19 protein-coding genes are annotated in these 20,258 nt (G+C 58.1%); 7 read left to right on the top strand and 12 right to left on the bottom strand.

Annotated elements, in window-relative coordinates; genetic code table 11:
- On the bottom strand, positions 1 to 773 hold a 773-nt coding region (locus tag ACEQWH_RS16125), incomplete at its 3' end, for an XdhC family protein (RefSeq protein WP_370232560.1).
- 176 nt (positions 774 to 949) lie between these two features.
- Complete coding sequence (locus ACEQWH_RS16120) at positions 950 to 1,717, bottom strand: IclR family transcriptional regulator (RefSeq protein WP_370232558.1); 768 nt, start codon at positions 1,715 to 1,717, stop codon at positions 950 to 952.
- Between the two features lie 109 nt (positions 1,718 to 1,826).
- Here ACEQWH_RS16120 and ACEQWH_RS16115 point away from each other — a divergent pair, with 109 nt between their 5' ends.
- From ACEQWH_RS16115 to ACEQWH_RS16090, 6 genes are all read left to right on the top strand, one after another.
- Entirely contained in the window at positions 1,827 to 3,428 is a 1,602-nt protein-coding gene (locus ACEQWH_RS16115) for a GMC family oxidoreductase (protein ID WP_370232556.1), read from the top strand.
- A 134-nt stretch (positions 3,429 to 3,562) separates the two neighbouring features.
- On the top strand, positions 3,563 to 4,657 hold the full coding sequence (locus ACEQWH_RS16110) for a TRAP transporter substrate-binding protein (protein WP_370232554.1): 1,095 nt from the start codon (positions 3,563 to 3,565) through the stop codon (positions 4,655 to 4,657).
- 116 nt (positions 4,658 to 4,773) lie between these two features.
- A complete protein-coding gene (locus ACEQWH_RS16105; protein ID WP_370232552.1) occupies positions 4,774 to 7,242 on the top strand; it encodes a TRAP transporter large permease subunit in 2,469 nt (822 codons plus the stop codon).
- 3 nt (positions 7,243 to 7,245) lie between these two features.
- The gene (locus tag ACEQWH_RS16100) at positions 7,246 to 8,292 is read left to right on the top strand and encodes a DUF475 domain-containing protein (protein WP_370232550.1); all 1,047 of its coding nucleotides are present in this window, start codon (positions 7,246 to 7,248) and stop codon (positions 8,290 to 8,292) included.
- A gap of 25 nt (positions 8,293 to 8,317) precedes the next feature.
- Positions 8,318 to 9,625, top strand: a complete 1,308-nt coding sequence (gene hisD, locus ACEQWH_RS16095; RefSeq protein WP_370232548.1) for a histidinol dehydrogenase — start codon at positions 8,318 to 8,320, stop codon at positions 9,623 to 9,625.
- A gap of 42 nt (positions 9,626 to 9,667) precedes the next feature.
- A complete protein-coding gene (locus ACEQWH_RS16090; RefSeq protein WP_370232546.1) occupies positions 9,668 to 10,084 on the top strand; it encodes a universal stress protein in 417 nt (138 codons plus the stop codon).
- Between the two features lie 110 nt (positions 10,085 to 10,194).
- Here ACEQWH_RS16090 and ACEQWH_RS16085 read toward each other — a convergent pair whose 3' ends face one another.
- The 10 genes from ACEQWH_RS16085 to ACEQWH_RS16040 all read right to left on the bottom strand — a co-directional run bounded on the left by ACEQWH_RS16085 (position 10,195) and on the right by ACEQWH_RS16040 (position 19,243).
- Positions 10,195 to 10,599, bottom strand: coding sequence for a RidA family protein (locus ACEQWH_RS16085; RefSeq protein WP_370232544.1), 405 nt, complete (start codon positions 10,597 to 10,599; stop codon positions 10,195 to 10,197).
- Positions 10,596 to 10,979 (bottom strand): acyl-CoA thioesterase, encoded by a 384-nt coding sequence (locus ACEQWH_RS16080; RefSeq protein ID WP_370232542.1) that lies wholly within the window; start codon positions 10,977 to 10,979, stop codon positions 10,596 to 10,598. The genes ACEQWH_RS16085 and ACEQWH_RS16080 overlap by 4 nt, the downstream gene beginning before the upstream one ends.
- Positions 10,980 to 11,009: 30 nt before the next feature.
- Positions 11,010 to 11,246, bottom strand: a complete 237-nt coding sequence (locus ACEQWH_RS16075) for an Lrp/AsnC ligand binding domain-containing protein (protein ID WP_370232541.1) — start codon at positions 11,244 to 11,246, stop codon at positions 11,010 to 11,012.
- Between the two features lie 65 nt (positions 11,247 to 11,311).
- Positions 11,312 to 12,151 carry a tryptophan 2,3-dioxygenase gene (locus ACEQWH_RS16070; protein WP_370232539.1) on the bottom strand — a complete coding sequence of 280 codons (840 nt, stop codon included), beginning with the start codon at positions 12,149 to 12,151 and terminating at the stop codon, positions 11,312 to 11,314.
- On the bottom strand, positions 12,148 to 13,767 hold the full coding sequence (locus tag ACEQWH_RS16065) for an AMP-binding protein (RefSeq protein WP_370232537.1): 1,620 nt from the start codon (positions 13,765 to 13,767) through the stop codon (positions 12,148 to 12,150). Before ACEQWH_RS16065 ends, ACEQWH_RS16070 begins: the two co-directional genes overlap by 4 nt.
- 2 nt (positions 13,768 to 13,769) lie before the next feature.
- Positions 13,770 to 14,933 carry an acyl-CoA dehydrogenase family protein gene (locus ACEQWH_RS16060; protein ID WP_370232535.1) on the bottom strand — a complete coding sequence of 388 codons (1,164 nt, stop codon included), beginning with the start codon at positions 14,931 to 14,933 and terminating at the stop codon, positions 13,770 to 13,772.
- On the bottom strand, positions 14,933 to 15,733 hold the full coding sequence (locus ACEQWH_RS16055; RefSeq protein ID WP_370232533.1) for an enoyl-CoA hydratase family protein: 801 nt from the start codon (positions 15,731 to 15,733) through the stop codon (positions 14,933 to 14,935). The genes ACEQWH_RS16060 and ACEQWH_RS16055 overlap by 1 nt, the downstream gene beginning before the upstream one ends.
- Before the next feature lie 2 nt (positions 15,734 to 15,735).
- Complete coding sequence (locus ACEQWH_RS16050) at positions 15,736 to 16,212, bottom strand: MarR family winged helix-turn-helix transcriptional regulator (protein WP_370232531.1); 477 nt, start codon at positions 16,210 to 16,212, stop codon at positions 15,736 to 15,738.
- Complete coding sequence (locus ACEQWH_RS16045) at positions 16,209 to 16,952, bottom strand: SDR family NAD(P)-dependent oxidoreductase (RefSeq protein ID WP_370232529.1); 744 nt, start codon at positions 16,950 to 16,952, stop codon at positions 16,209 to 16,211. The genes ACEQWH_RS16050 and ACEQWH_RS16045 overlap by 4 nt, the downstream gene beginning before the upstream one ends.
- Positions 16,949 to 19,243, bottom strand: coding sequence for a bifunctional salicylyl-CoA 5-hydroxylase/oxidoreductase (locus tag ACEQWH_RS16040; RefSeq protein WP_370232527.1), 2,295 nt, complete (start codon positions 19,241 to 19,243; stop codon positions 16,949 to 16,951). Before ACEQWH_RS16040 ends, ACEQWH_RS16045 begins: the two co-directional genes overlap by 4 nt.
- A 235-nt stretch (positions 19,244 to 19,478) precedes the next feature.
- Between ACEQWH_RS16040 and ACEQWH_RS16035 the strand changes: the two genes are divergently transcribed.
- On the top strand, positions 19,479 to 20,258 hold a 780-nt coding region (locus ACEQWH_RS16035; protein WP_370232525.1), incomplete at its 3' end, for an alpha/beta hydrolase.

Below are 20,258 nucleotides of genomic sequence, written 5' to 3'. Positions count from 1 at the left end.
TGCGCCCCGATATAGAAGGCAGGCGAGGCAAGCGCCGTTTGCAAAATCGGCGGCTCCCAATCGTGATCATGGAAAAACAACACCACCGCAGAGCGCGAATCTGGCGCAATTTCCGTCGGGAACCGCGCCGATGTCAGGTGCATGACGGCACTGCCCGCCCTCGCTGCCGCCTCAAGCGTTTCGGCATCCGGAGAACAGAGGATGTTGGGAAATCCAGCGGATTGAACCAAGGCGGCAAAGGTGATGGCCTCGGGACCTTTGCCGAGCACATAGAAAAAGATCTCGGGGTCCAGGCGCACGAAGAATGTTTCGCCCTGACGTCCTGTTTCTACGCTCGCACTCACGGCCGCGTCGATGCCCAGGTCGCCGGTTGAGGTCTCAATCGTCAACGCACAGGCGACGCGGTTACCAAATTTCTGAACGGCCACAGCCAGAACTTGTCGATCGGGGTTGGGTACCAAAGTGATCTCAAGACCCCCGCCGCAAGGCAGTTGGATATCCACAAATGGCGAGCCACGCCCGTATCGCAGAACGCGCACCTCGCCCGCAGAAAGAGCCTCGGCGGCGTGCAGGGCAATGTCGGATTCCACACAGCCCGACGACAGGCTGCCGACCCTGTGCCCATCCGCGGTCAACGCCATCATGGCCCCAAGCGGTCTGTAAGAAGGCCCCTCAATCGCGGTGATCACGGCCAAAACCGCCGGATCCGCTGTCTCGGCCAGAAACTGCACCGGCGCGATGCTACTGCTTTCGTTGATCGGCAATGGTGTCATTTGGAACTCGTTTCTGTGCAGGCCACAGCCTATTTAAGTGGTCCATTCGATAGCACCAAGCCCCGCGCGTTGAAAAGCTCACGTGCAGCTGGGAACAGAAAGAACTTGAAAGGGATTGGCCAAGGCTGCCTCAGCTCCGCCATCGGCATGTCGCGGTTTCATCCCCGCAAGCTGCCCTATTCGTCTGGAAACAGAACCTTGCTCAACTTGCGCGCGGCATTCAGCAAAAGGTCTTTGCGATCAACGGCTTCGGCCAATGTCATCCGCTGGGTCGGGCCGTGATAGGCTACTGCCGCAATAAAGCGGCCCAGCGGGTCAAGCACCGGGACTGCGATGGCGATCATGCCGTCCATGAACTCTTCCTGGTCCAGCGCATAGCCCTTTTTGCGAATGTCCCGCAGCTCTTGCAGAAGTGTTTGCGGGTTCGTGCGGGTGCCTTGCGTCATCTTTCTAAGGTCCAAAGACGCAATCATCGCCTCACGATTTTTAGGTGTCAGACTGGCCAGAAATGTCTTGCCGCTGGCCGTGCAGTGAAATGGGACGCTCGTGCCGACGGGCAGCTGAATGCGAAACGGCCAATCCGTTTCAACCCGATCCAGATAACTCATGCCGGATTTGTCAGGCACGGCATAGTTCACGGTTTCGCGTACCTCTTCCGCCACTTCTTTCAGGATCTGGTGGCGCGCGATGTGATCGCGGGAATTATGCAAAAGCCCTGCCCCCAAATCCCGCAGACGCCGCGCGACCTGAAACTTCTTTGCATTGCCGGGACGGGTCAGAAATCCGCTTTCCTCAAGCGTTGTGCACAGGCGATGCACCGTTTGCTTGGGCAAACCAAGTTGATCGTTGATCTGCGTGGCTGACAGCGCACGATCGCTTTTGCCCAAGATTTCAAGGATCAACAGCGTGCGGAGGTTGGTTGGAATGCGGTCTGTGTCCGACAATTTTCAAGCCTCCAAAAAAAAACATGGTGCAATTTCCGCGAATCAGGATACCGTGCATTTTTACCAAAATCGAGATTAAAAGTCTCATTTTTTGATAATTAGGTGGTAAATGAAGTTTGACTTCGTTGTTGTAGGTGCCGGCTCGGCCGGATGCGCGCTCGCGAACCGTCTGTCTGAGGACGGGCGCTACACAGTGGCGTTGCTTGAGGCCGGTCCACCCGATCGCAACCCGTGGATCCACATTCCGGTCGGATATTTCCGCACAATGGGGAACCCAAAGTCCGACTGGGGCTATATGACCGAGCGTGATGACGGCATTGCCGGTCGCGCGATTTCATGGCCCCGTGGCCGCGTGCTGGGCGGGTCCAGCTCGATCAACGGATTGCTTTATGTCCGCGGACAGCCGCAGGACTATGACCACTGGGCGCAGCTGGGCTGCACAGGTTGGTCGTGGGACAGCGTAAAGCCTTTGTTCATGCGGTCAGAAACCTGGCACGGCACCCATTCAAACGACGTACGTGGGACCGATGGTCCCCTGTCGGTGCAGGACTCTCGGCTGACACGCAAAGTGGTCGACACCTGGATAGATGCTGCGGTGGCCGCCGGTTACAAGCGCACGCCCGACTACAACGGTGAAGACCAGGAAGGCGTCGGATATTTCCAGCTGACAATGAAGGGCGGACGGCGGTGTTCCTCGGCGGCGGCGTATCTGCGTCCGGCCCGTGGACGCGAAAACCTGACAATCATCACCGGCGCGCAGACGGAAAAGGTTCTGATCTCGGAGGGACGTGCAACCGGCATCCGCGCGCGTCTGGGTGGCGAAATGCAGACGATTTCCGCGCGTAAAGAGGTCATTCTGAGCGCGGGCGCCATTGGCTCGCCGCAGATCCTGATGCTGTCTGGCATCGGCGACCCAGACGATCTGGCGCCCCACGGCATCACGGTTCACAAGGCGCTGAAAGGCGTCGGGAAGAACCTGCAGGACCATTTGCAGGCGCGTCCGGTTTATAAAACCAGCCTCAGCACGATCAACACCGAGGCCAACAATATCTTCAAGCAGGGCATGATCGCGATGCAGTACGCCCTCACCCAGCGAGGCCCTATGACCATGGCCGCCAGCCTGGGCACAGGGTTTCTGAAGACAGAAGATCATTTGGAAACCCCGGATATTCAGTTTCACATCCAACCGTGGAGCGCAGACAAGCCATCGGCTGGCCCGCACAAGTTTTCGGCGTTCACCGCGTCGGTCTTGCAATTGCGTCCGGAAAGCGCAGGGCATCTTAAGCTGCGCTCGGCCAATATGGACGACCATCCGGAAATTCATCCGAATTATCTGGCAACCGATCTGGATTGCAAAACCATCGTCAAAGGCATTCAGATCGCGCGCAATATCTCTAACACCGCCCCTCTGAAGGAGCATATTTCCGAAGAGCACGCGCCCGGAGCAGATGTGGCGATGGATGATTTCGACGCTACGCTCGATTGGGCGCGCCGCACTGCGGTGACAATTTATCACCCCACTGGCACCTGCAAGATGGGCATCGACGAGGCCGCGGTAGTGGATCCGCGCCTTAAGGTCAAAGGGATCGAAGGCCTGCGTGTCGCGGACGCTTCGATCATGCCCAAGATCGTCAGCGGGAACACCAATGCACCGTGCATCATGATCGGCGAGAAAGCCGCCGATCTCGTATTGGAGGATGCGAGAGCATGATTGTCACGACGCTATTCTTGCCGGTCTCCGGCACGGAATTCGGGTTCGATTATGGACCCCAACAATCTACGGGGCGCAGCCTTCAGCCCCGAGACAAGAACAACTTCGAAGGTTTAACCAAGGGAGGACAATAAATGTTCAAACTAAGACATGTAGCGGCAGGGGCCGCAACATTGGCACTTATGGCGACCTCAGCGATGGCAGAAAAAGTTCTGCGTATTCAGTCGGTTTTGCCAAACACTGCAGACGAAGTCTTTATGCTGAACGAATTCGGCAAAGACGTTGCTGAACTGACCGGTGGTTCTCTGACCATCGAAGTTTTGCCTGCAGGCGCGGTCGTTGGACCTCGTGACATCATGGACGCTGTTGACGCGGGTCTGGTTGAAGGTGGCTTTGCCTGGACCCACTATTGGGGTGGTAAGCACGTTGCAGCCAACCTGTTTGGCGCGCCAGTTGCGGGTGCCGGCGTTGGCATGGACAACATCGCGTTCCTGAGCTGGTTCCAGTATGGCGGCGGCAAAGAGCTGTATGACCGCCTGTGGGACGAAATGGGCGTGAACGTCAAAGGCTTCATGCTGCAGCCAGTTGGTCCGGAAGCCCTGGGTTGGTTCCCAGAGCCGATCAAATCCATGGACGACTTCCGTCAGATGCGCTTCCGCGCCCCTCCAGGCATGGTTGGCGCTGCTTATGCTGACATCGGTGTTCCTGCGGTCGCAATGGGCGGCGGTGACATCCTGCCAGCGCTGGAAAAAGGCACAATCGACGCGGCAGAATGGTGCTGCCCGAAGCCTGACTCCGTGTTTGGTTTCCAGAAAGTGCTCAAGCACTACTACCTGCAAGGTCTTCACCAGGTTGTTGTGAACGCGGACATGTATGTGAACCGCGACTTCTATGACGCCCTGACACCGATCGAGCAGAAAGCTCTGGAAGTTGCAGCAAACGCATCTCTGTCCAAGTCCATGTCCTACCGTATCTTCGAAAACGGTAAGGCGCTGAAGGATCTGACCGAAAACCACGGTGTTATCCTTGAGGACACCCCAGCGGACTACTTCACCGAGTACTCTGCAGCGGCGGCACGTGCGCTTCAGGCAGCAGCGGATGAGAACGATTTCTTCGCAGAAGTATGGGCGTCTCAGCGCGCATTTGCGGAAGTGGCTGTTCCATTCTGGGCCGGTGCTCAGACCTCGAACGCAGGTCTTGGCCGCGCCTTCGCGGACACTCTGAAGTAAATCATCAGACCGGGCTCTTACAGGGCCCGGTCCTTCTTTTGCTCTAAACGCCGGAGGAGGGCGTTTTGACCAAAAGAATAAAGTCCGCGCATTTGCGGAACCGGGAGGGAACCACCATGGCCGACGAACCAAATCCAGAAGATCTGGAAATCGCTGACGAGTTGATTGCCGAGCGGCGCGCCGAAGCCCCAGGTGAAACGCCCGAAGATATGACCGCGTGGCAGCGGCCGATCACCGCTGTGATTGACGTTGTCAACTATCGTGCAGGCCAGATCATCGCCCTTCTGATGGTGCCGCTGATTGCCGTCGTGGTCTATGAGGTCTTCTCTCGGAACTCTTTTGCGATCCTGCAGAACGCCGGCTTTGAGGATCTTGCCCGCTCGCTGGGTCTGGGCCCGACGCTTTGGGTGTATGACACCAGCCGCATGATTGCAGGTGTACTGTTCATGGCCGCAGCGGGCTATGGGTTGATGCGCGGGGTGCATATTCGCGCGGACTTCCTGTATCGAAACTGGTCCTCAAAGACACAGGCCACCGTGGATGCCTCGCTGTATCTGCTGTTTTTCATGCCTTCGATGATCTTTTTCACCATCGTCGCAAGCGAGTTCTGGTGGTTGGCCTATTCCACAGGCGAGACCATGGCGATTGACAGCGCATGGGGGCCCCTGCTGTGGCCTGCACGGACCGCGATGCCCGTTGGTGGCTTCCTTTTAATGCTGCAGGGCATTCCCGAGATTTTCCGCGCGTTCCACAAGATGGGCAAAGAGCGCGAGCGCTGGTTTGTCCGCGCCCTGCCCGTGTATCTGATCGCGTTGATCTGGCTGATCCTGGCTATCTTTGCTCCAAACACGGTACCGGGTGGCGAGTGGTTCTCCGAATTGATGCGGGCTCGTCCCGGACTGGACAAGCCGACCATCGGTTTGATCATGCTGATCGCAATGCTGTTCGTGATCTTTATCGGTTTCCCGATTTCTTTCACGCTGATCTTCCTTGCCTTTGTGTTCGGCATTTGGGGCGCGAACTTTAAGCTCACCACACTGCTGATGACGCTGAACACCAACTCTACAATGTTGAACGACCAGCTGATGGCCGTGCCCCTCTTTGTCTTGATGGGGATCGTCATGGAGGCTGCGGGCCTCATGGAGCGTTTGTTTGCGTCTATTCAGATGATTATGGCCCGTGTGCGCGGTGCTCTGTTTATCGCGGTTCTGATCGTTTCGACGATCTTTGCCGCTGCGACAGGGATCGTTGGGGCCTCTGTGACTCTCCTGGGCATTATGGCTGGCGCGACGATGAGCCGTTCCGGGTACAATGTCCAACTCGCTGCGGGTACGATCACGGCCGGCGGGACGCTTGGCATTCTGATCCCACCGTCGATCATGTTGATCGTCATGGGACCGGTGCTGGAAGTCTCTACGCTTGATTTGTTCCGCGGCGCTTTTATCCCGGGTGCGCTGCTGGCGTCGCTCTACTTGCTCTACACGCTTGGGCGCTGCTGGCTGAACCCCGAACTTGGCCCCATTCTGGCCGAAGAGGATCAACCCGATACCTCTAAGTTCTATGGTGCCGAAGTTGCCTTGATTTGTCTGGGCGTCCTGACCGTCTGCCGTGTCTTTGGCCTGAGCCTTGGCGGTGCGTTTGCCGGCACGGTGCCGTTTGCTGGGCTGATCGTTCTGGCGATTGTTCTAGGCATAGCCTATGCCGCCTATCGCCGCCTGAACGTGCTGCGAATTGTCTTGCCGATCGCGGTTCTGTTCCACCTCTACATGATCGCTGTGAACATGACGGACGGCGCCATTCCGGTCTGGTCCACCATCTTCGCGGCCTTCACCGTATTGCTGGCTGTCCTGGCGCGGCCGATTTACAGCCGCGACGCCGACGAGGGCTTTTACTTCTCGGCGCTTTGGGATGAGTTCTTTGCCGGACTGATGCCCCCGACCATTCTGATCTCTTTCGCCTTGGGCTCGATCCTATTGGGATTGGCAACACCGGCGGAAGCGGCGGCCATGGGTGCATTCGGTGCGATCCTTCTGTCGATCGGCTATCGCAAATTCACCATCCCAAGCTTCTTTGACAGCCTGATCAAAGCGCTCGAGATCACGGTTCTGATCATGTTCCTGGTTGCCGCGTCGAACTTCTTTGGCGCACAGTTCTCGGCCTTGGGAACGCCCAAGATGATGACCGAGCTTCTGTTGGGGCTGGATATGTCGCCCTATCTGATCCTGATCCTGGTCATGTCCCTGATCTTCCTCTTGGGCTGGCCTTTGGAATGGGTGCCGATTGTTCTGATCGTGGTGCCAATCCTGCTGCCCACCGTCGAGGCCTTGGATGTCTATGGTCTGGACCGCTATGACCTGATGGTCTGGTTCGGGATACTTGTGGCTGTGAACCTGCAAACCGCTTGGCTATCGCCGCCGGTTGCCTTGTCGGCCTACTTCCTGAAAGGCGTCGTTCCGAACTGGGATCTGAAAGACATCTACCTTGGTATGATGCAGTTCATGCTGGTGCAGCTCTTGGGCCTGATCCTCTTGTTCATCTTCCCGCAACTGGTGCTTTGGCTCCCCGAAGTGATGTCTGGAAACTAAGTTATGAGTGCACAACGCAGTTCCCTCTCTTATCTGAAATGGCCGCTTGTCGTGACGGTGATCGGCCTTGGACTATCCGGCTGGCTGGGCTGGGCCACCGAAGGCGATACACGGGGCGTTATGTCGTTCCTCTTCGTCGGCGCTGTTCTGGCCGCGCTTGAAATTGCCTTGTCTTTTGACAACGCCATCGTCAACGCCAACAAGCTGGAAGAGATGACCCCTGTGTGGCAGCGGCGTTTCCTGACATGGGGCATTTTGATTGCGGTCTTTGGCATGCGGATCGTGTTTCCGCTGGCTATTGTCGCGATCTTTGCCTGGATTAACCCTTTTGCCGCCATGCACCTCGCACTGGCAGATCCGGATGAATATTCGCGCATCATCGGTCAGGCGCATGGGCCGATTTCGGCCTTTGGCGGCACCTTCCTGATGATGGTTGCGCTGAAGTTCTTCATTGACGAAGACAAGTCGATCGATTGGGTTGCTGGTCTTGAACGGTGGCTGCGTAAATGGGGATCGATCCGCGGTTTTGAGATCGCTCTGGTTCTGGTGATCGTTCTGCTTATTTCGCGCCAGTTGCCGGACTATAAACTCGCGCCATTCCTGTCGTCTGCCGTCATGGGTCTGCTGGTGTTCACGCTGGTGGATGGTCTGGGCACCTATCTGGACAACATCGCCGGAAAAACCGCCGAGATTGGCGCAAAGGGCGGCTTGGGCGCGTTCCTCTATCTGGAAGTGCTCGACGCCAGCTTCTCGTTTGACGGTGTGATTGGCGCCTTTGCGCTGACCGCCAACATTCTTCTTATCGCGATCGGCCTTGGCATCGGGGCGATGTATGTGCGCTCTATGACCATTATGTTGGTCGAGCGCGGCACGCTTGCCGAGTTCAGATACCTCGAGCACGGCGCGTTTTATTCGATTTTTGCACTGTCGATTGTGATGTTCCTACAATCCCTCACACATGTGCATGAACTCATCACCGGAGGCGTCGGCATCGGTCTGATCGGCTTGGCATTCTATGCCTCCATTGTTCACAACAGACGTGAAGCATAGGCTTCACGAGCAAAAGGATCGGCCGATGGCACGACAATATCTTAAAAAGGCGGAATTGACGTCTAGATCAGACGCAGGCGAAACCTCTGCAATCGTTGCAGATATCCTTGCCGACATCGAAGCACGCGGCGAAGAAGCGGCGCTGGAGTATGCCACGAAGTTCGACAAATACGACGGCAACGTGCAACTGACGCCTGCGGAAATTGAAGCCGCAAGCGCACTTGTTCCGCAGAAACTGAAAGACGACATCCTGTTCGCCCGCGACAATATCCGGCGCTTTGCCGAGGTTCAGAAAGGCACGGTGTCAGATGTCGAATTCGAAGTGAACCCGGGCTTTTTGGCTGGCCAAAAGGCCATTCCGGTTGCGGCAGCGGGCTGTTACGTGCCTGCAGGACGCTATCGCCATATCGCCAGTGCGATCATGACCGTGACAACCGCCAAAGTCGCAGGCTGTCGCCACATCACCGTCTGTTCCGCACCCCAGCCCGGCGTGGGATTGTTCCCTGCGATTGTCTATGCGGCCCATGTCTGCGGCGCGGATAAAATCATGGCGATTGGCGGAGTTCAGGGCGTAGCTTCGATGGCCTTTGGCCTTTTTGGCCAGCCGAAAGCCAATATCATCGTCGGCCCCGGAAACCAGTTCGTAGCCGAGGCCAAACGCTCGCTTTACGGACGCGTTGGCATCGACATGATCGCAGGCCCGACCGACAGCTTGATCCTTGCTGACAAAGAGGCCGATCCGCATATCGTGGCCACCGACCTCGTCAGTCAGGCCGAGCACGGATACAACTCGCCCGTTTGGCTGGTCACAGATCATCGCCCACTGGCCGAAGACGTTCTGAAACGCGTGCCCGACCTGATCGCCAAGCTTCCAGAGCTGAACCGCGAAAACGCCGAAGCTGCGTGGCGCGATTATGCTGAGGTGATTTTGTGTGACGACCGTGAGGAAATGGCCGCGACATCCGATGATTATGCACCGGAGCACCTGACCGTTCAGGCCGCAGATTTGGATTGGTGGCTGGAACGCCTCAGCTGTTATGGATCGCTGTTTTTGGGCGAGGAAACCACCGTATCCTATGGCGACAAGGCCGCGGGCACGAACCACGTGCTGCCGACCTCGGGCGCTGCCAGCTATACCGGCGGTCTCAGCGTGCATAAGTTCATGAAAATCGTGACCTGGCAAAGAGCGACCCGCGAAGGATCCAAGCAGGTCGCCTTGGCCACAGCTCGGATCTCTCGACTGGAAGGGATGGAGGGGCACGCGTTGTCAGCGGATGTGCGTCTAGAGAAATACTTCCCTGACGAAACCTTTGATCTGACCGCGAACGGGTAACCTTGGCGGCCGCGCCCTAAGTTTGCAGCGAAAGGACAGACTATGTATCAAAAAATACTTGTGCCACTGGCTTTGGATCATGGCATCTCTCCGCAAACGCTGGCCGCGGCACAGGCGCTCTGTGCGCCCGGAGGCCAGATCACAGCGCTGCACGTCTATGAGATCCCGCGGGGCACGGTTTCGACCTATCTGCGCGAAGATGCGATCGAATTCGGGCTGGACGCCGCCAAGAAGCTGTTGGCCGAAAAAACCAGCGGCATCGACGGTATGCATGCCGAGGTCATCAAGGGTCACGCCTATCGCGCCATCATCGAATATGCTGACAATGGACAGTTTGACTGCATTGTCATCGGGTCACACAAACCCGGTGTCAGCGATTTCCTGATGGGCTCGACCGCTGCCAAAGTCGTCCGACATGCGGCCTGCGCCGTCCATGTCCACCGCGCTCGCGAGGCCTAGCGTCGCGCGTCTTGACGTATTCTCCCAAGACCAGAGCGGCCCCGCCTGTCGGGGCCGTTTTCTGTTGCTTAACCGGCGATGTGGCTTAGTCGTTAGGGCAACGTCCGAATTTACGTGGCCGCTGGAATATAGGCCGTCGCCTCGATCTCGATCAAAGCTTCATCTTCGATCAGATCCTTGATTACCAGCATAGACATGGCTGGGAAATGCTTGCCAAAAACCCTACGATAGGCCGCGCCGACCTCGCGCTGCTTTGCAAGATATTCGCCTTTGTCTTTCACAAACCACGTCAGACGCCCGATGTCCGTCACGTCACCCCCTGCCGCACGGACAATCTCTGCGATATTGCGCAAAGCCTGCTCCATCTGGCCGACAAAATCCTTGGCCTCAAACTGTTTCTGCGCGGTCCAGCCGATCTGCCCGCCGATGTGCAGTGTACCGTCGGCCATCAACATACCGTTCGCATAGCCCAACGCCGGTGCCCAGCCGTCTGGATGAATGGTCTTACCTGTCACGCGTCGATCTCCGTGATGTCGGCAACCCGTTGGCGCAAAGCGTCTGGCCAAGAGGTCGGCTTGCCCGTCGCATCAACGCAGACCAAGGTCTGATCCGCCAGGAACCGGGTTTCTTGATCCTGATGCGCGCGCGTCTGAATGTTCAGGCTCGATCCGCCCAGTGTGACGAGCGTAAGATCAAGGCTCAGGCAATCGCCATGTCGCGTGGGGGCCTTAAACGTCACATCAAAATGCACGGTCGGCACGCCGCCGGTTTTGTGTAGCTGGTGAAACGGCCAGTCCAGCAGCTCCTCAAACAGCGCCTCGACCGCATCATTGATCATCTCGAAATACCGCGGATAGAACACGATCCCAGCGGGATCGCAGTGCCGAAACAGCACCTTTTGTGCATGACTAAAGTGCATCCGCTTTTAAAACGCTCTGAATGTCTGTGTGGTGTAGGTACGCTCGATGCCGTCGATATCGAGCAAATTGTCGTTGATGTAGCGACCGATATCCTCGCCCTCGGGAACATATAGCTTCATCAGCAGATCATAGTCACCACTGGTCGAATACAGCTCTGAATGAATTTCGCGCAGCGAAATGGCGTCAGCCACCGTATAGGCGGTTCCCGGACGACAGCGAATTTGAACGAAAAGACAGGTCATGGAGGCTCCTTTCTAGGGATTGGGCCACAAGATTTACAAGTCACATGGCATCACGCCAGCGGGGATTACAACTCTCCGCGCAGGTTCCACAACTCTGGGAACAGCTCGACGTTTAACATGCGTTTCAGATAGTCGACACCCGATGTTCCGCCCGTGCCGCGTTTGAACCCGATGATACGTTCCACCGTTGTCACATGGTTAAACCGCCAGCGCCTGAAGTAATCCTCAAGATCAACGAGTTTTTCCGCCAGCTCATACAGGTCCCAATAGGCGTCAACGTTCTCATAGACGACTTTCCACTTGGCCTGAATGATCGGCACCGCCAGATGCGGCCCGTCCAGCTGTTCTGCGGGGACGTCGGCCTCGTGGCCGTCCAGCTTGCGGAACAGATGGCGCACCACCTCGTCATAAAAGCTTGGCCGCGCCAACTCTTCTTGCAGGATCTGCACAGCCTCTGGGACATGGGCATGCGGCTTCAGCATATTCGGGTTGCGGTTGCCCAGCACAAACTCGATCAGGCGGTATTGGTGCGATTGGAACCCGGATGAGGGGCCCAGATCCTCGCGGAACTTGCTGTAATCTGCAGGGGTCATAGTGCGCAGCACGTCCCAGGCATTGTTGAGCTGTTCAAAGATACGGCTGACCCGCGCCAGCATCTTGAACATCTGCGCGGTATCATCAGCCCGAAGTGCCGTGCGCGCGGCAGCAAGTTCGTGCAGGGCGAGCTTCATCCACAACTCGCTGGTCTGATGCTGGATGATGAACAACATCTCATCATGCGCATCGCTCAGCGGGTGCTGCTGGGTGAGAATGCCGTCCAGTTTCAGATAGTCGCCATAGCTCATGGCGTCCGCATAGCTCATCTTAGCGCCGTCCGTTCCCGGATCATAGGCGTTACTGGTCATTTTGGATCCTTTAGTCTGAACCGCTGGATCTTGCCGCTTTCTGTTTTGGGCAAGGCCTCGGTGAATTTAACCGAGCGCGGGTATTTGAACGGGGCGATAGTCGCTTTGACATGGGCCTGCAGCTCGGCGATCAGCGCGTCGCTGGCGGAAACACTGGGGGCCAGCACCACATGCGCCTCAACAAGCGCGCCGCGCTCTTCGTCAGGCACCGCAATGACGGCACATTCAGCGACAGCCTGATGCGACAAAAGCGCGGCTTCTACCTCGGGCCCAGCGATGTTGTAGCCGGACGAGACGATGATATCGTCGTTGCGGGCGGCGAAGTGGAAATAGCCGTCCTCATCCATCCAAAACGCATCGCCCGAGATGTTCCAGCCATCCTGAACATAGTCTTGCTGACGTTCGCCAAACAGATAGCGGCAACCGGTGGGGCCGCGCATGGCAAGGCGGCCATAGGTGCCCGGTGCGACGGTCTCTCCGTCAGGGCCGATCACTTTCGCCTCATAGCCTGTGACGGGCTTTCCGGTGCAGGCGGGTTTGTGGTCTTGGAACCGATTGGTCAGGAAAATATGCAGCATTTCGGTTGCGCCAATCCCGTCCAGCATCGGCTTACCGGTTTTTTGCATCCATTCCTCATAAACCGGTGCGGGCAAGGTTTCACCAGCAGACACGGCCGCACGCAAGGACGACAGGTTGGCCCCCGCATCCATCGCCTGCATCATCGCGCGATAGGCGGTTGGCGCGGTAAAGCAGACCGTGGCCTTATAGGTCTCGATGATGTCGATCATATTGGCAGGCGTTGCGGTTTCCAACAGCGTCGCAGCCGCACCAAACCGCAGTGGGAAAATGGCCAAGCCGCCCAAACCAAACGTAAACGCCAGTGGGGGCGAGCCGACGAAAACATCATCTGGCTGAACGTTCAAAACCTCTTTGGCGTAACTGTCAGCCACAATCAGAAGGTCGCGGTGAAAATGCATCGTCGCCTTCGGGTTTCCGGTAGAGCCCGACGTGAACCCGATAAGGGCAACATCGTCCTGAGAGGTCGCAACGGCGTCAAACCGAACCGGTTTTTCAAGCGCCAACCGGTCCAACTCGGCATCATGATTGGACGTGCCGTCAAACCCAACCACCCGCGTCAACTCGGGGCAGGTTTCGGCGCAAAGGGTCATGTCCTCCATCAACCGCGTGTCGCACAAGGCATGGCTGATTTGCGCTTTCTGGACGTATTTCACCAGCTCTGAGGCCCGCAACATCGGCATGGTGTTCACCACGACCGCGCCAGCTTTGGTGGCCGCCAGCCAGCAGGCCACCATCGCCGGATTATTCGCGGAGCGGATCAAGACACGATTGCCCGGTTTGACCCCCAGATCCTCGACCAAAACATGCGCCAGCCGGTTGCTCCAGTCGGTCAGCTCTTTATAGGTGCGCCGCCGCCCATTGCCGATCAACGCCGTATGGTCGCCAAACCCGGCCGCGACCATGGCGTCCGTCAATTCAACAGCAGCATTCAGGCGATCGGGATAGTCAAAGCCGTCTAAAATCAAATCCGGCCATTGATCCGCTGGGGGTAGGTTGTCTCTGCAAAAACTGTCGTGATGCGCCGAGGGTTTGAGCATAACTAACCTCTCTGATGCGCCGACAAGGCTTGCCGCGCAATCACCACGCGCTGCACATCGGAAGCACCTTCGTAAATACGCAGGGCACGGATATCGCGGTAAAGCTTTTCAACGGTTTCACCTGATCGCACACCGTCGCCACCGTGCAGTTGAACCGCCTTGTCGATCACCATTTGCGCGTGATCGGTGGCAAACAGCTTGGCCATCGCCGCCTCGCGCGTGACGCGCGGCGCGCCTGTGTCTTTGGTCCATGCGGCGCGATAGACAAGCAGCGCAGCGGCATCCACATCCAAAGCCATATCAGCGATGTGGCCTTGCACCATCTGCAACTCAAACAACGGCGCGCCTTGCACATGTCTTGCTGTGACGCGGTCCAGTGCCTCATCCAGCGCACAGCGCGCAAAGCCCAAGGCCGCGGCCGCAACTGTCGAGCGGAACACATCCAAGACTGACATGGCTATTTTGAACCCATCACCCGAACCGCCCAGCCGCGCGGAAACGGGAATGCGGCAATCGGTGAACCGCAGCCGCGCCAAAGGATGCGGCGCGATGGTTGCCAGACGCTCAACAACCTCAAGCCCCGGCACATCCGCCGGCACAATAAAGGCGCTCAGCCCTTTGGCCCCCGGCGCATCGCCCGTCCGGGCAAAGAGCGTGTAGACATCTGCGATCCCACCGTTCGAGATCCAGGTCTTTTCGCCGTTCAGGACATAGTGATCCCCGTCCAGCGTCGCCGTCATCGTCGAGTTGGCCACATCGGATCCCGATTGCGGCTCTGTCAACGCAAAGCCCGAGATCGCCTGTCCCGAGCGCGTCAACGGCAGCCACTCGGCCTTTTGCGCGTCGGTTCCAAACAAGGAAATCGCGCCAGTGCCCAGCCCCTGCATCGCAAAGGCAAAATCCGCAAGCCCATCGTGTCGCGCCAAAGTTTCGCGGATCACACAAAGCGCACGCACGTCCAGCGGCTGGTCGGATGCGGGATCAACCGCAGATCGCGTCAACACGCCCGCCTGCCCCAAAGCCGCCACTAAGTACCGGCAGGCCGCATCTGTGTCTCCGTGGTCAATGTCCGCCAAGGCCGACACCGCCCATGCGTCCACCTCGCGTGCCAATGTGCGGTGGCTTTCGTCAAAGAACGGCCAATTCAGATAAGAGGTATCGGACATCAGTCGCCCTCAAACACAGGTTTCTGTTTCGCGACAAAGGCGTTGTAGGCACGCTCGAAATCGCGGCCTTGCATGCAGATCGCCTGCGCCTGAGCCTCGGCTTCGATGGCTTGCTCAAGACTCATCGACCATTCCTGAACCATCATGGTTTTGGTGATCGAATTGGCGAATGTCGGCCCCGCTGCAATCTGCCCTGCCAACGCGCGGGCAGTGTCCAACAAGGCATCCTGCGGCACCACGCGGTTGAAATAGCCCCAGTCCAGCCCCTCTTGTGCGGTCATCGCGCGGCCTAGGTATAGCAACTCAGAGGCACGCCCCTGCCCGATGATGCGGGGAAGGATCGCGCAGGCCCCCATGTCGCAGCCCGCCAATCCGACACGGTTGAACAGAAACGCCGTTTTCGCCGCCGGTGTCGCGAACCGCAGGTCCGAGGCCATGGCAATGATCGCCCCTGCCCCTGCGGAAATGCCGTCTACGGCGGAAATGATCGGCTTGCCACACCCCATCATGGCTTTGACAAGGTCGCCGGTCATCCGGGTGAAGGCCAAGAGCTCTTTCACCTCCATGTTGACCAGCGGGCCGATGATCTCGTACACGTCGCCGCCCGAACTGAAATTCCCGCCATTGGGCGCAAAGATTACGGCCTTTACATCATCGGCGTAGTGCAGATCGCGAAACCAGTCGCGCATCTCGGCATAGCTTTCAAAGGTCAGCGGGTTCTTTCGTTCTGGCCGCGCGAGGGAGATTTCGGCGATCCCGTCTTTGAGGCTGCAATTGAAGTGTTTGACATCGGTGCGCATGCTCAGCGTCCTTCGTCCAAAGTCAGGTCCAGCTGATCCAGCCGACGGATCATGCCCTCTATGTCGTCGCTGTTCAGCCCGCCAAGAATTCCGTTGATCCATCCTTCGTGGATGGCGGCGTGCTCTGCGAACACGTCCTCTCCCTTTGGGGTTAAGCAGACTTTATGCGCGCGGCGATCGCCGGGCACAGGCACCCGAAGTGTCAGCCCCTCTTCGGTCAGCTTGTCCACGATCCCGGTGATATTGCCGTTTGAGACCCGAAGCTTCTTAGAGATCTCGTTCATTTTCATGCCTTCAGGCTGGCGGGCCAGCACCGACATCACGTCAAATCGGGGCAGCGTCCAATCCAGATCACTGCGCAGTCGGCGGCGCACTTCGTCTTCGATACGCCCACTTGCGCGTAACAGCTTTAGCCACAGTCGCAGGCGGGCTTTTGACAGCTGTTCGGGCGTCAGTTCGGTCTCGGGGGTAGGGGTCATATCTCGCCTCCTGACATCGTTAATGTGTGGCCGTTCACAGATTTCGCTGCCTCAGAACACAGCCAAACAGCCGTCTCGGCCACCTCGCCAGGCTGCACGAAACGCTTCTGAGGGTTGCCTGACATCAAAGAGGCGCGCGCGCCTTCTTCGGTCATGCCGGTCTTTTGTATAATGTTCTGAATGGAGCGCTCCAGCATGGGCGTTTCAACAAATCCCGGGCAGATCGCATTGACCGTCACATCGGTGGCCCCAAGCTCTAGCGCCAGAGCGCGGGTCAGGCCGATAACCCCATGTTTTGCGGCACAATAGGCAGACGCATAGGCATAGCCCTTCAATCCGGCGGTCGAAGCCACGGCGATCAACCGGCCCCATCCGGCTGTCGTCAAATCAGGCAGGGCCGCCTGCCAGACATTGGATACGCCGATCAGGTTGACCGACAGCATGGTCTGCAAGGTTTCAGGCCGCATCCGAGAGAAAGGTGCCGTTTCAGCGGCCCCCGCATTGGCGATGACTCCGGCAATCGGGCCATGAGCCTCGCGGGCGGCTGTGAAGGCCGCTTGCACCGAACTCATGTCGGTGACGTCACAGGTCTGGAACGCCAAACCCTGTGCTGCAAGCGGCTCGGTGCGACGTCCCATGATGGTCACCGTGGCCCCTGCGGCTGCAAGCGCCTTTGCGGTGGCAGCCCCAACACCTGTGCCGCCGCCGGTCACAATGATATGTTTGCCAGACAGGGTCATACGCGGATCATCTCGGCGTCGCGATCAGCCAGGCGCCATGTCTGATCCCGCCCTGCCAGATAGGGCAGCGGCCAGTGTTCTGCGCGGTCGCCAAGCTTTGCGGCTTCGTGCAGGGTCCAATAGGGATCGGCCAAATGCGGACGCCCCACCGCCACCAGATCAGCGCGCCCTGCCATCAGGATCGAGTTGGCGTGATCGGCCTCGTAAATATTGCCGACGGCCATGGTGCAAATGCCTGCCGCATTGCGGATCCGGTCCGAGAACGGGGTCTGAAACATGCGCCCATAGACCGGCTTGGCATCGGTCGTGGTTTGCCCTGCCGACACATCGATGATGTCCGCACCCGCATCCGAAAAGGCCTTGGCAATTGCAACCGCCTCTTCTGGTGTGACGCCCTCATCGCCAACCCAATCCGTTGCTGAAATGCGCACAGACATGGGCTTGTTCGCAGGCCAAGCGGCCCGCATCGCCGCAAAAACCTCAAGCGGATAGCGCAGACGGTTTTCTAGGCTGCCGCCATAGTCGTCGGTGCGATGATTAGAGACTGGCGAAATGAAGGAGGACAGAAAATAACCATGCGCCGCATGCAGCTCGATCATGTCAAAGCCCGCGCGATCCGCCATTTCAGCAGCGGCGACGTACTGCGCCTTGATGCGTGCCATGTCCTCAGGTGTCGCCGCGCGCGGGGTCGCGTTGTCGCCTGACCACGGGATTGCGCTGGCCGAGACCAGATCCCAATTGCCCTCATCCAAAGGCCGGTCCATGCCCTGCCAGCCAAGGTTCGTTGAACCCTTGCGGCCCGCGTGACCAATCTGGCAACAGATTTTGGCCTCTGTTTCAGCATGTACAAAGGCCGTGATGCGCGCCCATGCCGCTTCGTGGTCTGCACTGTAAAGGCCAGGGCATCCGGGCGTGATGCGGCCCTCGGCTGAGACGCATGTCATCTCGGTAAAGACCAGACCCGCCCCGCCCTTTGCCCGTTCGCCATAGTGGATCAGATGCCAGTCATTTGGCGCGCCATCCACCGCCTTATATTGCGCCATCGGCGAGACCACGACGCGGTTTTTCAACGTCATATCGCGCAGCTTGAACGGCGCGAACATCGGCGCGCGTACGGGAGCGTCCTTTGCGGCGCCAGAGTGTTGTTGAAACCAGCTTTCCGCCGACTTCAGCCACGCCGCATCGCGCAAACGCAGGTTTTCGTGGCTTATTCGTTGCGACCGCGTCAGCAGCGCATAGTTGAACTGCACCGGATCAAGATCGAGGTAGCGTTCGACATCCTCAAACCACTCCAAGGAATTGCGCGCAGCGGATTGCAGACGCAACACTTCAAGCCGGCGATCCTCTTGATATCGTTTGAACGCCGCATCCCGGTTGGGTTCCCTATGCAGCAAATCCGCCAACGCAATCGCGCTGTCAAAGGCCAAACGGGTGCCCGACCCAATCGAGAAATGCGCCGTTGCCGAGGCATCGCCCAACAGCACGACATTCTCGTGGCGCCATGTTTCACACAACACCCGCGGGAAGTTCATAAAGACAGCAGAGCCGCGCAGGTGGGCCGCGTTTGACATCAGATCGTGTCCACCCAAATGCGCCTCAAAAACCTTGCGGCAGGTTTCGATAATGGCATCCTTGGACATGCCTTCGAACCCGAAATTGTCCCAGGTGTCCTGCCCGCATTCCACAATGAAGGTCGCGGTGTCATCATCAAATTGATAAACATGCGCCCAGATCCAGCCGTGCTGCGTTTTCTCGAAGATAAAGGTGAAGGCGTCGTCAAATTTCTGATGCGTCCCAAGCCAGACAAACTTGCAGGCCCGGACATCGATTTCAGGCTTGAAGTGTTCCGCATAGGCCGCGCGAACCTTAGAGTTCAGCCCGTCGCAGCCAACCACAAGATCATAGTCTTTGCGGATCGCCTCTACGTCATCAAACTCGGCCTCAAAGCGCAGCTCAACGCCCAGCTCTCGGGCGCGATCTTGCAACAGAGACAACAGAACTTTGCGGCCAATCCCGGCAAAGCCATGCCCGCTGGACACCGTGCGCACGCCATCGTGGACCACGGCGATATCATCCCAATAGGCAAAATTCTCGCGGATCATACGCGCTGATGCCGCGTCGTTTTTCTCAAGGTTCACGAGCGCATCGTCAGACAGCACAACGCCCCAGCCAAATGTATCATTCGCGCGGTTGCGCTCGAGAACGACAACCTCATGCGAGGGGTCGCGCAACTTCATTGAAATCGCAAAATACAAACCTGCGGGGCCACCGCCCAAACATGCGACGCGCATCTCGCTTCCCTTTCAATTGCTGCAGACAGCCTGCACGCGAGTCACCGTATGGGAGGTCGCATTTTAATTCAAGCTTGAAATATATAAGCATTAACTATAATCATCTAAAGGACATTCGCCGCGCGCATCGCGTGCCCGCTGTCTACAAAATGCCTGACCATAGGCGCGTGGATGCGGTACGAACATGGAAAGACCCAGCCCTAACCCCCTTTGTGAGCCAGCGGAGACACCAGACATGACCCACGACAGCCTGATCGACTGGCAAGACGCCTTCGCCAATGCCGACTATATTCCCGACGGCATGCAGTTTCCCGAGATCTGGGAGACCCGCGCGGCTGCGTTTCGCAAGACTTGTCAGGCAGAGTTCGACCTTGCCTATGGGCCGTCCCCGCGCGAGGTGCTGGACTTGTTTCTGCCGCGCGCTCAGCCCAAGGGGTTGGCGGTGATTGTGCATGGTGGCTATTGGCTGGCCTTTGATAAATCCAGTTGGTCAGATCTGGCCCAAGGCGCAGTTGAATTGGGCTGGGCCGTGGCAATGCCAAGCTATACCCTGGCGCCCGACGCCAGCGTGCCTCAGATCACAGGCCAGATTGCCAAGGCCATCACCTTTGCTGCCAACCGCATCGACGGGCCTATCCGGTTGACCGGGCACTCTGCGGGTGGCCACCTTGTGTCACGCATGGCTTGCCAGGATACGCCGCTGACCAAATCCATACAGGAGCGTATTGAGCGCGTGGTCTCGATCAGCGGGGTGCATGATCTGCGCCCGCTTTTGCTTCACTCGATGAACGACACATTAAACCTGACTCCAGACACGGCGCGCGCGGAAAGCCCGGCGCTGGCACAGGCCGTTTCAGGCATCGAGGTCACCGCTTGGGTCGGCGCGCATGAACGCCCGGAATTTCTGAGGCAGTCCGCGCTCTTGGCTGAAAACTGGCGACTGCAGGGCGTCGAAACGCATCTGGTGGCAGACCCAAACCGGCACCATTTCGATGTCATAGATGGTCTGAAACAC

It is taken from the genome of Cognatishimia sp. (genome assembly GCF_964229375.1).
Lineage (GTDB): Bacteria > Pseudomonadota > Alphaproteobacteria > Rhodobacterales > Rhodobacteraceae > Cognatishimia.
The sequence above is the reverse complement of the archived record's forward strand: the minus strand, read 5'-3'. Positions and strand labels throughout refer to the sequence as shown.